The sequence below is a fragment of the Streptomyces bacillaris genome (assembly GCF_003268675.1).
In the GTDB taxonomy this organism is placed as follows: domain Bacteria; phylum Actinomycetota; class Actinomycetes; order Streptomycetales; family Streptomycetaceae; genus Streptomyces; species Streptomyces bacillaris.
Window position 1 is genome coordinate 1,457,043 of the sequence record NZ_CP029378.1, and the last position, 12,739, is coordinate 1,469,781.

Annotated in this window: 11 protein-coding genes; 3 read left to right on the forward strand and 8 right to left on the reverse strand. The window is 71.6% G+C overall.

Annotated features, from left to right (window positions below):
* Positions 1-74: 74 nt before the first annotated feature.
* Together DJ476_RS05970 and DJ476_RS05975 are read left to right on the forward strand one after the other, a co-directional pair.
* A complete protein-coding gene (locus DJ476_RS05970) occupies positions 75-1,751 on the forward strand; it encodes an AMP-binding protein (protein WP_112490027.1) in 1,677 nt (558 codons plus the stop codon).
* A 9-nt stretch (positions 1,752-1,760) separates the two neighbouring features.
* A complete protein-coding gene (locus tag DJ476_RS05975) occupies positions 1,761-2,582 on the forward strand; it encodes a PaaX family transcriptional regulator (protein WP_103419549.1) in 822 nt (273 codons plus the stop codon).
* On the opposite strand, the gene DJ476_RS05980 is transcribed toward DJ476_RS05975, so the two are convergent.
* The 5 genes from DJ476_RS05980 to DJ476_RS06000 form a co-directional block, all read right to left on the reverse strand.
* Positions 2,572-3,480: a transporter substrate-binding domain-containing protein gene (locus tag DJ476_RS05980; protein ID WP_103419550.1), complete on the reverse strand. Its 909-nt coding sequence runs from the start codon at positions 3,478-3,480 to the stop codon at positions 2,572-2,574. The genes DJ476_RS05975 and DJ476_RS05980 overlap by 11 nt on opposite strands.
* Before the next feature lie 9 nt (positions 3,481-3,489).
* Entirely contained in the window at positions 3,490-4,224 is a 735-nt protein-coding gene (locus DJ476_RS05985; protein WP_103419551.1) for a hypothetical protein, read from the reverse strand.
* Positions 4,221-4,667 (reverse strand): hypothetical protein, encoded by a 447-nt coding sequence (locus tag DJ476_RS05990; RefSeq protein ID WP_112490028.1) that lies wholly within the window; start codon positions 4,665-4,667, stop codon positions 4,221-4,223. Before DJ476_RS05990 ends, DJ476_RS05985 begins: the two co-directional genes overlap by 4 nt.
* Before the next feature lie 80 nt (positions 4,668-4,747).
* Positions 4,748-7,057 carry a bifunctional salicylyl-CoA 5-hydroxylase/oxidoreductase gene (locus DJ476_RS05995; protein ID WP_112490029.1) on the reverse strand — a complete coding sequence of 770 codons (2,310 nt, stop codon included), beginning with the start codon at positions 7,055-7,057 and terminating at the stop codon, positions 4,748-4,750.
* Positions 7,042-7,869: an enoyl-CoA hydratase family protein gene (locus tag DJ476_RS06000; RefSeq protein WP_070202414.1), complete on the reverse strand. Its 828-nt coding sequence runs from the start codon at positions 7,867-7,869 to the stop codon at positions 7,042-7,044. The genes DJ476_RS05995 and DJ476_RS06000 overlap by 16 nt, the downstream gene beginning before the upstream one ends.
* A 387-nt stretch (positions 7,870-8,256) precedes the next feature.
* On the opposite strand from DJ476_RS06000, the gene DJ476_RS06005 reads away from it, so the two are divergent.
* On the forward strand, positions 8,257-8,706 hold the full coding sequence (locus DJ476_RS06005) for an ATP-binding protein (RefSeq protein WP_103419554.1): 450 nt from the start codon (positions 8,257-8,259) through the stop codon (positions 8,704-8,706).
* Here the strand turns inward: DJ476_RS06005 and DJ476_RS06010 are convergent.
* The 3 genes from DJ476_RS06010 to DJ476_RS06020 form a co-directional block, all read right to left on the reverse strand.
* Complete coding sequence (locus DJ476_RS06010; RefSeq protein ID WP_103419555.1) at positions 8,657-10,144, reverse strand: amino acid permease; 1,488 nt, start codon at positions 10,142-10,144, stop codon at positions 8,657-8,659. The two genes, DJ476_RS06005 and DJ476_RS06010, sit on opposite strands and share 50 nt — an antisense overlap.
* Before the next feature lie 187 nt (positions 10,145-10,331).
* The gene (argF, locus tag DJ476_RS06015) at positions 10,332-11,336 is read right to left on the reverse strand and encodes an ornithine carbamoyltransferase (protein WP_112490030.1); all 1,005 of its coding nucleotides are present in this window, start codon (positions 11,334-11,336) and stop codon (positions 10,332-10,334) included.
* Positions 11,337-11,500: 164 nt separating this feature from the next.
* Positions 11,501-12,733: an arginine deiminase gene (locus DJ476_RS06020; RefSeq protein ID WP_112490031.1), complete on the reverse strand. Its 1,233-nt coding sequence runs from the start codon at positions 12,731-12,733 to the stop codon at positions 11,501-11,503.
* Positions 12,734-12,739 lie beyond the last annotated feature (6 nt).

Consider the following 12,739-nt stretch of genomic DNA (forward strand, 5'->3'; position numbering starts at 1 on the left):
ACCGTCTTATCGCGGACCGTTGACTACCGTCACCCAAACGATACGCTCCAGAAGCGACAAGGGGGCGATCCTTCATGGAGCCGAATTCCTCGACCACGCCGAAGAGCACGCCGCACACGCCCACCGCCGCCGACGCGTCCGTACGCGTCCCCGGCGCGCACACCGACACGTTCACGCGCGACCACCTGCCACCACCGGACCAGTGGCCACGGCTCCTCCTCGGCCCGCCCGGGCCGCAGTACCCCGATCGGCTCAACTGCGGTCATGAGCTGCTCGACCGCACGGTCGAGGAGCGGGGGCCCGACCGCCCCGCGCTGCACGCGGGCGACGGGAGCGTCTGGAGCTACGGGGAGCTGCGGGAGACCGTGGACCGCATCGCGCACGTCCTGACCGGCGAGCTGGGCGTGGTGCCCGGCAACCGGGTGCTGCTGCGCGGCCCCACCACACCGTGGCTGGCCGCCTGCTGGCTCGCCGTCATGAAGGCGGGCGCGGTCGCCGTGACCGTCCTGGCGCAGGCCCGGGCGGGCGAGCTGGCCACCATCTGCTCACTCGCCCGGGTGAGCCACGCGCTGTGCGACGCGCGGTCGGCCGCGGATCTGGCCGAGGCGGACGTGAAGGGGCTGCGGACCACGCTGTACGGCGGGGAGGACCCCGGGGACCTGACCCGGCTGGCGGCCGCGCACACCGGCTCCGGCCCGTACCGGGCGGTCGACACGGCAGCCGACGAGGTCGCGCTGATCGCGTTCACCTCGGGGACCACCGGGCAGCCCAAGGGCTGTATGCACCTGCACCGGGATCTGCTGGCCGTCGCGGACACCTTCTCCCGCGAGGTCCTGCGGCCCGTCCCCGACGACGTGTTCGCGGGCAGCCCGCCGCTCGGCTTCACCTTCGGCCTCGGCGGGCTGCTGGTCTTCCCGCTGCGGGCCGGGGCCTCGACGCTGCTGCTGGAGCAGGCCGGGCCGCGGCAGCTGCTGCCCGCGCTGGTACGCCACCGGGTCTCGGTCCTCTTCACCGCGCCGACCGCCTACCGCACGATGCTCGGGGAGCTGGACGGCCACGACCTCTCCGCACTGCGCCGCTGTGTCTCGGCCGGGGAGAACCTGCCGGCCGCCACCTGGCACGCCTGGCAGGAGGCGACCGGGCTGCGCATCATCAACGGCATCGGCGCCACCGAGCTGCTGCACATCTTCATCTCCGCCGCCGACGACGCCATCCGCCCCGGCACCGTGGGCGTCCCCGTCCCCGGCTGGCAGGCCAGGGTGGTCGACGAGCACGGCGAGGAGCTGCCCGACGGCGAGCCGGGGCTGCTCGCCGTGCGCGGACCGGTCGGCTGCCGCTATCTCTCCGACCCCCGGCAGACGGAGTACGTCCGGCACGGCTGGAATCTGACGGGCGACACCTTCGTCCGCGAACCGGACGGCTACTTCCGTTACGTGGCCCGCGCCGACGACATGATCATCTCCTCGGGCTACAACATCGCGGGCCCCGAGGTGGAGGACGCCCTGCTGCGCCATCCGGAGGTCGCGGAGGCGGCGGTGGTCGGCCGGTCGGACGAACTTCGCGGGGAGATCGTGGTGGCGCACGTGGTGCTGACGGAGGGCTCGGAGCAGACCGCGGACTCGCTGCGCGCGCACATGAAGGCCAACCTGGCCCCACACAAATGCCCGCGCGTCTTCGTCTTCGAACAGTCGCTGCCACGCACCGCGACCGGCAAACTCCAGCGCTTCCTGCTCCGGGAAGACTGCCCCTAGAGTGATCACGTGGCCGAGCTGCGCACCCCCCGTTCCCTGATCGTCACGCTCTACGGCGCCTACGGTCGGCCCGCCGACCACGCCCCGTTCCCGGTGTCGGAGCTGATCCGCCTGCTCCACGCCGTGGGCGTCGACGCCCCTTCCGTACGCTCCTGCGTCTCGCGGCTGAAGCGGCGCGGGCTGCTGGTGGCGGCGCGGACGGCGGACGGCTCGGCGGGGTACGCCCTGTCGCCGGACGCCCGCCAGCTGCTCGACGACGGGGACGGGCGGATCTACGACCGTCCGGCGCACCGGCTGGCCGACGGGTGGGTGCTGGCGGTCTTCTCGGTGCCCGAGGCCGAGCGGAGCAAGCGTCATCTGCTGCGCTCCCGGCTGGCCCGGCTCGGCTTCGGCACGGCGGCCCCGGGGGTGTGGATCGCCCCGGCCGGACTCTACGAGGAGACCCGGCACACCTTGGAGCGGCTCGAACTGGCCCCGTACGTCGACCTGTTCCGCGGCGACCACCTGGGGTTCGCCGCGACCCGGGAGTCGGTGGCCCGCTGGTGGGACCTAGACGCGGTGGCCCGACTCCACCAGGACTTCCTGGAGTTGCACGAGCCGGTGCTGAGGGAGTGGGAGGCGGCCCCCGCCACCGAGGAGGGCCCGCGCCCGCAGGACGCCTACCGGGACTATCTGCTGGCCCTGGACTCCTGGCGCCAACTCCCTTACGCCGACCCGGGCTTGCCGGAGGAGCTGCTGCCGGAGGGGTGGCCGGGCGGGCGCTCGGCGGAGGTCTTCGGCAAGCTGCACGAGCGGCTGCGAGACGCCGGGGAGCGGTTCGTCAGGGGCTGATGCTGTTCCGGCAGGAGCGGGCCTCGATCTCGGCGGCGCTCGGCTTGTGGCTGCTGATCCAGCCCGGGTCCGCCTTGATCAGGGCGGGTAGCGAGGTCTCCACGTCCCTGATCCAACCGCTGGTCCCGACGTGCCTCATCAGCCAGGACGCGAGCCTGCGGCAGTCCTCGGTGTGCCCCTTCGGCAGCCCGATGCCGTAGTGCTGCGGCGCTCCTATCGTGACGTCCGGCACCACGCGCAGCCCCTCCTTCTCGTACTGCCGCGCGAAACCGTAGAGGATGGCCTGGTCGGTGGAGACCGCCTGCACCTGGCCCTCCACCAACTGGTCGATGCAGTCCGAGGCGTCGGTCAGGACGACGGGGTCGGAGCCGCTGCTCTCCCTGATGCCGCCCAGCGCCTCGACCGAGGTGGTTCCCTGCCAGGTGCAGATCCGGCTGCCGCGCAGGTCGCGCAGCCTCTCGACCTCGGCGCTCCCGGGGCCGACGAGGAAGCCCTGGCGGGTCTTGAGGTAGGGGCCGACGAAGTCGATCTCCTCCATCCGCTCGGCGGTGATCGAGAACGAGGCGATGGTCATATCAGCTTTGCCTTGCAGGAGTTGGGTGATCCGGTCCCCCGATGAGACGTCGACGGGCTCGCTGAACGGCACCTCGATCTCCTCCTCGATGTGCTGGAGCATGATGAAGTCGAGGCCGGAGCGGTCGTAGTTCGAGGAGTACGACAGGCCGGGCAGGTCGTTGTGCATCGCGACCGTCACCCGCTTCACACCGAGGAACTCCCGCTCCACCGCGGGGGCGGAGCAAGCGGCTGAGGTCACCAGCAGGCCCAGCGCGGCCAGGCCGCCGGCCAGCCGGACGGTCCGGGGCCGGGCCCGGCGGCTGCTGTCACGGATGGATGCCACGGTGTCCTCTCAGTCGTGCAGGACGGCGCGGGTGACGGACAGGTTCATCCAGCACCCCTCGTCGGTCCGCAGGGTGATCTCCACATGGATCGGGCCCTGGAGCCCGCCCAGGGGGAAGCCGATCGTCTGCCCGCCGCGCACGTCCTCGACGCGGGTGCTCGTGACGCCTCGAAGCTGTGCGGAGTAGCGGGTCTCCGGCGCGCAGAACTGGGTGGCGCGGTCGGCGTCCCGGATCGTGAGGGTCAGCCGCAGCCGTGCGCGGTAGGCCGGGCTGTCCACCACGAGGCCGGCCGAGGAGCCGTCGGTGAACGGGCCGCCGCCGATGCGGCTGCGGCCGGTGACGTCCAGCTCACCGTGGTCCGCCAGGTGGTCCATGCCCACCACTCCGGTCAGCGAGCCGATCAGGGCCGTCGCCGACATCAGGACGCGCCAGTGAGGTCGGCCCTTGCGCACCGGCAGGACCAGCCGGACGAGCACCAGGGCCACCGAGAGGCCGAGCGCGAGGTGGACCCAGAGGAACTGGCGGGCGGGCCCGTCCGGGGCGGCGACCAGGGAGGCGGCCACGAGCGTCACCACCAGCAGGAACGGGGGCCAGTTCCACAGGCTCCAGCGCCGGGCCCGGTCGGTGAGGTCGACCGAGTCCCCGACCAGGACACTCAGGAAGAGCTTGCCGACGAAACCGATCGCCGGGGAGTTGGGCCCATGGGTGACGGCGTCGCCCCGGAACGGTGGTTCGGCCGTCAAGCCGTCCCGCCGTCCGGTCCGCCGGGGAAGTTGAAGGTCGCCGTGTGCACGGTGCCGATCGCCGGGGAGTTGGGCCCGTGGGTGGTCGCCTGGATCCGGTCACCCGACCTGTACTCGCTGTGGACGGTCCCGATGGAGTGGACGAGGGACCCCGCGCTCAGATCACCGCCGTCGGCCAGCCATCGCCCGATGGCGCTCTCCAGCATCTCCCGCTCCCGCAGGTGCAGCCCCTCGATCGCCGCGACCGCCTCGGTGTCGTCCGCGGTGAGGGGCGGCTCCTCACTGCCCCGGTGCAGTGCCGCGCCGAGCAGCCTCCGCCCCCGCTCCACCGCGCTGTCCGCCAGCCGGTCCCGTGCGGAGTCGACGACGGCCCCGGCGAAGGAGATCGCGGCGGTGCTGACGAATGGTGCGATGACTGCGGCGGCAGCCAGTAGTTCGGACATCTGCCCTCCCCCGAGTAGACAGTTGATTTTACTCGTTCTTCGTTGTGAATGAAGGGAGTTGACGATGTCTCCGGTTCCGGTCAGTCCAGGGCGAGCCGGGGCTTCGGGGCGTCCGTGCGGCCGGTGGGCGGGGTGCGGCTGCCCGCGCCGTACGGGAGGGGCCAGGGGGCGCCCGGGCCGGTGTAGCCCTGTTCGGCCGCCGCGTGGAGGGTCCAGTGGGGGTCGTAGAGGTGCGGGCGGGCCAGGGCGCAGAGGTCGGCGCGGCCCGCGAGGAGCAGGGAGTTGACGTCGTCCCAGGAGGAGATGGCGCCGACGGCGATGACCGGGACGTCGACGGTGTTGCGGATCCGGTCGGCGTACGGGGTCTGGTAGGAGCGGCCGTACTCGGGGCGCTCCTCGGGCACCACCTGGCCGGTGGAGACGTCGATGGCGTCGGCCCCGTGGGCGGCGAAGGCGCGGGCGATCTCCACGCCGTCGGCCGCGTCCGTGCCGCCCTCGGCCCAGTCGGTGGCGGAGATGCGGACGGTCATCGGCCGCTCGGCCGGCCAGACCTCGCGGACGGCGTCGAAGACTTCGAGGGGGAAGCGGAGCCGGTTCTCCAGCGGGCCGCCGTAGCCGTCGGTGCGGTGGTTGGTGAGCGGGGAGAGGAAGCCGGAGAGCAAGTAGCCGTGGGCGCAGTGGAGTTCGAGGAGGTCGAACCCGGCGGTGGCCGCCCGGCGGGCCGCCGCCACGAACTGGTCCCGGATTGCGCCAAGTTGGTTCGCGTCCAGCTCGCGCGGGACCTGGTTGACGCCCGGCCGGTACGGGAGCGGGGAGGCGGCCGACACGGGCCAGTTGCCGGTCTCCAGGGGCTGGTCGATACCCTCCCACATGAGCTTGGTGGAGCCCTTGCGGCCGGAGTGGCCGAGCTGGACGCCGATGGCCGCGCCGGGGGCGGAGGTGTGGACGAAGTCGGTGATCCGCCGCCAGGCGGTGGCCTGTTCGTCGGTCCACAGACCGGTGCAGCCGGGGGTGATGCGGCCCTCGGGGCTGACGCAGACCATCTCGGTCATGGTGAGCCCGGCGCCGCCGAGGGCGCGGGCACCGAGGTGGACCAGGTGGAAGTCGCCGGGGAGCCCGTCGGTGGCCGAGTACATGTCCATGGGCGACACGACCACCCGGTTGCGCAGCTCCAGACCGCGCAGCCGGAAGGGGGTGAACATCGGCGGGGTGCCGGGCGGGCAGCCGAACTCCTCCTCCACGGCGGCGGTGAACGAGGCGTCGCGCAGCCGCAGGTTGTCGTGGGTGACCCGGCGGCTGCGGGTGAGCAGGTTGAAGGCGAAGCGGCGGGGCGGCTGGCCCACATAGGTGGCCAGCTCCTCGAACCAGCGCAGACTGGCCGCCGCCGCCCGCTGGGTGGAGGCGACGACCGGGCGGCGCTCGGCCTCGTACGCCGTCAACGCGGCAGGCAGGTCCGGCTGTTCCTCGATGCAGGCGGCGAGCGCGAGGGCGTCCTCGACGGCGAGTTTGGTGCCGGAGCCGATGGAGAAGTGCGCGGTGTGGGCGGCGTCCCCGATGAGGACCGTGTTCCCGTGCGACCAGCGGGAGTTGGTGACCGTACGGAAGGCGATCCAGCTGGACCTGTTGGAGCGCAGAGGCCGGCCGTCCAGGGCCTCGGTGAAGAACTTGGCGCAGCGGGCGGTGGATTCGGCCGGGTCGCAGCTGTCGAGTCCGGCGGCCCGCCAGACCTCCTCGCGCATCTCGACGATGACGGTGGAGGCGTCGGCGGCGTACGGGTAGCCGTGCAACTGCATGACGCCGTACGGGGTTTCGGCGATCTCGAAGCGGAAGGCGTCGAGGGCGAAGTCGGCGGCGAGCCAGATGTAGCGGTTGCGGTGCTCGGTGAGGGAGGGGCCGAAGACGTCGGCGTGGGCCCGGCGGGTCACGCTGTTGACCCCGTCGGCGGCGATGACCAGGTCGTGGCCGGCGGCCAGCTCGGTGGCGGGCGGGGCCTCCGTGCGGAAGCGGAGGTCGACGCCGAGGACGGTGCAGCGCTCGTGCAGGATCTCCAGCAGCCGGCGGCGGCCCAGGGCGGCGAAGCCGTGGCCGCCGGAGGTGTGGGTGCGGGAGCGGTGGACGATGTCGATGGTGTCCCAGCGGACGAACGCGCGGCTGAGGGCGCGGTAGACCTCGGGGTCGGCGTGCTCGATGCCGCCGAGGGTCTCGTCGGAGAGGACGACGCCGAAGCCGAAGGTGTCGTCGGGGGCGTTGCGCTCGTACACAGTGATCGTGCGGGCCGGGTCGAGCCGCTTGAGGAGGGCGGCGGCGTAGAGCCCGCCGGGTCCGCCGCCGATGACCGCGATGCGCCGCACGGACGGTCCGCTGCCCGCCACGGCTACCTCCCCCGCCACTTCGGGGGCCGCTTCTCGGTGAAGGCGGCGTGGAACTCCGCGTAGTCCTCGCCGTGCATCAGGAGGGCCTGGGTGTTGGCGTCCAGCTCGACGGAGGCGGCGAGCGGCATGTCCAGCTCGGCGGTGAGCAGCGCCTTGGTCTGGGCGAGGGCGAGCGCGGGGCCGTCCGCCAGGCGGCGGGCCAGCTCGGCGGCGCGGGCGTCGGCCTGCCCCTCCTCGGTCAGCTCGCTGATCAGCCCGATCCGCTCGGCCTCGGGAGCCCGGACGGCGTCCCCGAGCATCAGCAGCCGGGTGGCGTGGCCGAGGCCGACGACCCGGGGCAGCAGATAGGCCGCGCCCATGTCGCCGCCGGAGAGGCCGACCCGGGTGAAGAGGAAGGCGAAGCGGGCGGTGGGATCGGCGACCCGGAAGTCGGCGGCGAGGGCCAGCACCGCTCCGGCCCCGGCGGCGACCCCGTGGAGGGCCGCGACGACGGGGAAGGGGCATTCGCGCAGGGCCCGTACGACCTGGCCGGTCATCCGGTTGAACTCCAGGATCGCGGCGGTGTCCATGGCGAGGGTGGCGCCAATGATTTCGTCGACGTCCCCGCCGGAGCAGAAGCCGCGCCCCTCCCCGGCGAGGACGAGGGCCCGGGCGGAGCGCTCCCGGGTCAGCTCGGCGAGCAGGTCGCGCAGATCGGCGTAGGCGCCGAAGGTGAGGGCGTTGAGTTTCTCGGGCCTGTCCAGTGTGACGGTCACCACACCGTCGTCCCGGGTGACCCGGATGTGGCGCCACTCCTCCACGCGCTGGGCGGAGCTGGGATACGAACTCATGAAGGGGTTCCCTTCAGCATTCGGGCGGGTTGCCGACCGGGCGCGGGGCGCATTCCACCACCGAAGTTATCACTCGTGCGTGACTGTCGTCACGAGGTCGCAATAGACGAGCCGTGAGACTGTTGTGGCGAAAGTCCTGTTTGCACCGGCCGACCGGCTCTATGGCCGGGGCCGTGCGGTTCGTAAGGTTGACCCCAGGAAGTCCCCAGGAAGTCTCGATACGCGATGCCGATGAGTCGAGAAACCCCGACACCAGGTCGTCGGAGCCCGACGTCGAGTCGAGAGACCCCGATGACCGGTCGTGTGACCCCGATGACGAGTCGAGTGACCACGATGAGTCGAGAAGTCCCGCTACAAGGAAGACCAGCTCCCGAACGGAACCCCGCCGTGCCGCCCGATCCCTCCGCTCCCGCCTCCTGGCGCATCGCCCTGCCGCACTCCACGGCAGCCGTGCCGATCGCCCGCGCCCTCGTGCGCACCGCCCTGTCGGACATCGACGCCCCGGCGGACAGCGATACCGCCGAGCTGCTGACGGCCGAGCTGGTGGCCAACGCGGTCGAGCACACGGTGAGCAGCGAGCCGATCGAGCTGGTCGTGGAGCTGCTGCCGACCGGCTGCCAGGTCGAGGTGCACGACCACGACCCGGCGCCGCCCGGCGACCTCTCCCGGCCCCGGCCGGGGTTCGAGGTGGACCCCTGGCAGGAGCACGGGCGCGGTCTGCTGCTGATCCGGACCCTCAGCTCCGCCTGCGGTCACCGCACCACGGAGCACGGCAAGGCCGTCTGGTTCACGCTTCCGGCGATACCGTCCCAGCCGGGTCCGTCGCCGGAGAGCTGACCAGCCGGGACCGCTTGCGCCCGTAGCAGGTGTAGAGCAGCGATCCGGCGGCGAGGAAGACCGCGAACTGGAGCCAGGTCGTCCAGCCGGTCCCGTACATCAGATACAGGCAGAACACGACGCCGAGCACCGGGCTCACCGGGTAGAGCGGCACCCGGAAGGTCCGCTCCAGCTCGGGGTTGCGGCGGCGCAGCACCACGACGGCCACGTTGACCGCGACCATGGTGGCGAGGGTACCGATGGTCGTCAGGTTGACGACGACGTCCAGCGAGGCGAAGGCGGCCGGTACGGCGAAGACACAGGCCACGATCCAGGTGTTGGCGACCGGGGTGTGGGTCCGGGGCGAGACCCGCTCGAAGACGCGCGGGATCAGCCCGTCGCGGGACATCGACATCAGGATGCGGGTCTGCCCGTACATCACGGCGAGCACCACCGAGGCGATGGCGACGACCGCGCCGAAGGCGATGATGCCCCCGCCCACGGCGGAGTCGGTGACCTGGTTGACGACCAGCGAGAGGGCCGCGGGCTTGTCCGAGACGGCGTCCGCGCCGAGTGCGCCGATGGCCGAGAGCGCCACCGCGCAGTAGAGCAGCGTGACGACGCCGATGCAGATCAGAATGGCGATGGGGATGTTCCGGCGGGGGTTCTTGACCTCCTCGCCGGCGGTGGTGATGGCGTCGAAGCCGATGTACGAGAAGAACGCCAGCGAGGCGCCCGCCGTGATCCCGCCGAGCCCGTGACCGGCGAACGGCACGAGGTTGTCGTCCTGGAACGCGGTGAAGGCGATCACGCAGAACGCCAGCAGGATGCCGATCTTCAGGACCGCCATGGCGGCGGTCGCGCCCGCGCTCTCCCGGACACCGCGCACCAGCAGGGTGGCGGCCATGGCGATCACGACGACCGCCGGGAGGTTGATCACCCCGCCGTCGCCGGGCCCGGCGGAGACGGCGGCGGGCAGCTGCCAGCCGATCAGGCTGTTCAGCAGCTCGTTGACGTACTGGCTCCACCCCACCGCGACCGCGGAGACCGAGACGCCGTACTCCAGCATCAGGCACCAGCCGACGAGGAACGCCGTGCGCTCGCCGAGGGCGGCGTACGCGAAGGAGTACGAGCTTCCGGAGACCGGGATCGCACTGCCCAGCTCCGCGAAGGAGAAGGCGGTGAAGATGCAGGTGATCGCGGCCAGGACGAACGAGATGACGACGGCGGGCCCGGCCTCGGAGACGGTGTCGGAGAGGCCGACGAAGATGCCGGTGCCGACGATGGCCCCGACGCCGAAGCAGACGAGCTGGAAGAGGCCCATCGTCCGCCTGAGGCCGTGGCCCTCCAGGTCGCCGCCGGACTCGGCGATGAGCTGGGCGGGGCTCTTGCGGCGCAGACCGGGCAGGGAGGGGCCGGTGCGCTTCGGGGTGCCGGAGTTCGGCAGGCCGGGGCTCATGCGGGACGTTCTCTTCTCTGGTGGTGCAGTGGGGGGACGGTCCCGTCCGCGCGGGGGCGGCACGGGAAAGGGGTCCGGGCGCGTCAGAGCCCGAACCCCACCAAGAGGCGACATGGTAGCCACCTCCGCGCATGTTCACCCAATCGGGTGTATGAGCATGCGAATCCCTGCCCGTGTACGGGTGTGACTACGGGCCCGCCAGCGTGGCCACCAGGACGGCCTTGATCGTGTGCATCCGGTTCTCGGCCTGGTCGAAGACGACGGAGTGCGCCGACTCGAAGACCTCGTCGGTGACCTCCAGCTCGGTGAGGCCGTGGGCGGCGTGGACGTCCCGGCCGACCTGGGTGCCGAGGTCGTGGAAGGCGGGCAGGCAGTGCAGGAACTTGACGTCCGGGTTGCCGGTGGCCCGCAGGACGTCCATCGTCACGGCGTACGGGGCGAGGGCGGCGATGCGCTCGTCCCAGACCTCCTTGGGCTCCCCCATCGAGACCCAGACGTCCGTGGCGACGAAGTCGGCGCCCCGGACCCCCTCGGTGACGTCGGTGGTGAGCGTGACCTTCGCCCCGCTGACGGCGGCGAGCTTCTCCGCCTGGGCCACGACGGAAGGGGCCGGCCAGTACATCTCGGGGGCGACGATCCGGATGTCGAGGCCGAGCAGGGCGCCGGTGATCAGGTAGGAGTTGCCCATGTTGAAGCGGGCGTCCCCGAGGTAGGCGAAGGCCAGATCGGTGACGGGCTTCCCGCTGTGCTCGGTCATGGTCAGCACGTCGGCGAGCATCTGGGTGGGGTGCCAGTCGTCGGTGAGCCCGTTGAAGACCGGGACCCCGCCGTACGCGGCCAGCTCCTCGACCACCTGCTGACTGTCGCCCCGGTACTCGATCCCGTCGAACATCCGGCCGAGCACCCGGGCGGTGTCCTTCACCGACTCCTTGTGGCCCATCTGGGAGCCGGAGGGGTCCAGGTAGGTGGTGAAGGCGCCCTGGTCGGCGGCGGCGACCTCGAACGCGCAGCGCGTACGGGTCGAGGTCTTCTCGAAGATCAGCGCGATGTTCTTCCCGCGCAGCCGCAGCACCTCGGCCCCGGCCTTCTTGGCCGCCTTCAGCTCACCGGCCAGCGCGACCAGGCCGAGGAACTCCTCGGCGGTGAAGTCCAGCTCCTTGAGGAAGGGGCGGCCGGTGAGGTCGATGGCCATGGTGACTGCTCCAGGGGTGGGACGGGGGTGTCTGCGGGATCCACGGGTCCGCGGACCCTCCGGGGAGGGCGACGGACAGTGCTGGAAGTCTATACGACCACCTGCATCTATATACAGTCCCCTCGGTCCGGAAATCGTCGCCCCCTGTCCCGAAAGCGCTGGTACTACACAGGGTCCCGCACGACCGGACAGCTCATGCAGCGCGGTCCGCCCCTCCCCCGGCCCAGCTCGCTGCCCCTGATCTCGATGACCTCGATGCCCTGCTTGCGCAGATAGGTGTTGGTGGTCGCGTTCCGCTCGTACGCGACGACGACGCCCGGCTCGACCGCCAGCACGTTGCAGCCGTCGTCCCACTGCTCGCGCTCGGCCGCGTGCACGTCCTGGGTGGCGGTGAGGACCCGGATGGAGTCGAGGCCGAGGGCGGCGGCGATGGCCCGGTGCATGTGCTCGGACGGATGGTCGGTGACCTTCAGCTCACGGGGACCGCTGCCCGGCTCGATCGTGTACGAGCGGAGCATCCCGAGCCCCGCGTACTGGGTGAAGGTGTCGCCGTCGACCATCGTCATCACCGTGTCCAGGTGCATGAACGCCCGGGCCTTGGGCATGTCGAGCGCCACGATCGTGCGCGCGGAACCGGCGTCGAAGAGGCCGCGCGCCAGCATCTCCACCGCCTGCGGGGTGGTGCGCTCGCTCATCCCGATCAGGACGGCCCCCTGCCCGATGACCAGGACGTCACCGCCCTCGATCGTGGACGGGTAGTCGTCCTGCCCCTCCGACCAGTGGTGGAAGACCCCGGCCTCCGGACCGGTGAAGAGCGGGTGGTGACGGTAGATCGCCTCGAAGTGGACGGTCTCGCGCTGCCGGGCGGGCCAGCGCATCGCGTTGATGGAGACCCCGTCGTAGATCCAGGCGGAGGTGTCCCGGGTGAAGAGGTGGTTGGGCAGCGGGCCGAGCAGGAAGTCGTCCAGGTCCATCACGTGGAAGCGGACGGAGGTCGGCTCGCTGTGCCGCTCCAGGAACTCCCGCTTGGTCATCCCGCCGACCAGCGCCTCCGCCAGCTCCGCCGAGGGCAGCTCCTCGAAGGCGGCGCGCAGATGCTCGGTGGCGAGCGGCCCGTACTCCTTCTCGTCGAAGACCCGGTCGAGCACGAGCCGCCGCGCGACGGGGATGTCCAGGGACTCCTGGAGGAGGTCGCCGAAGAGGTGCACCTCCACCCCCCGGTCGCGCAGCACGTCGGCGAACCCGTCGTGCTCCTGCCGGGCCCGGCGCACCCAGAGCACGTCGTCGAAGAGGAGCGCGTCCTTGTTGCGGGGGGTCAGCCGCTTCAGTTCCAGATCGGGGCGGTGCAGTATGACGCGGCGCAGCCGCCCGGCTTCGGAGTCGACGTGGAATCCCATGCCTTC

What these genes read in the sequence shown, in the direction of transcription:
- DJ476_RS05970 (WP_112490027.1), top strand. Translation starts at nt 75, where the DNA reads ATGGAGCCGAATTCCTCGACCACGCCGAAGAGCACGCCGCACACGCCC.
- DJ476_RS05990 (WP_112490028.1), bottom strand. Translation starts at nt 4,667, where the DNA reads ATGTCCGAACTACTGGCTGCCGCCGCAGTCATCGCACCATTCGTCAGC.
- DJ476_RS06000 (WP_070202414.1), bottom strand. Translation starts at nt 7,869, where the DNA reads ATGAGTTCGTATCCCAGCTCCGCCCAGCGCGTGGAGGAGTGGCGCCAC.
- DJ476_RS06010 (WP_103419555.1), bottom strand. Translation starts at nt 10,144, where the DNA reads ATGAGCCCCGGCCTGCCGAACTCCGGCACCCCGAAGCGCACCGGCCCC.
- argF (WP_112490030.1), bottom strand. Translation starts at nt 11,336, where the DNA reads ATGGCCATCGACCTCACCGGCCGCCCCTTCCTCAAGGAGCTGGACTTC.
- DJ476_RS06020 (WP_112490031.1), bottom strand. Translation starts at nt 12,733, where the DNA reads ATGGGATTCCACGTCGACTCCGAAGCCGGGCGGCTGCGCCGCGTCATA.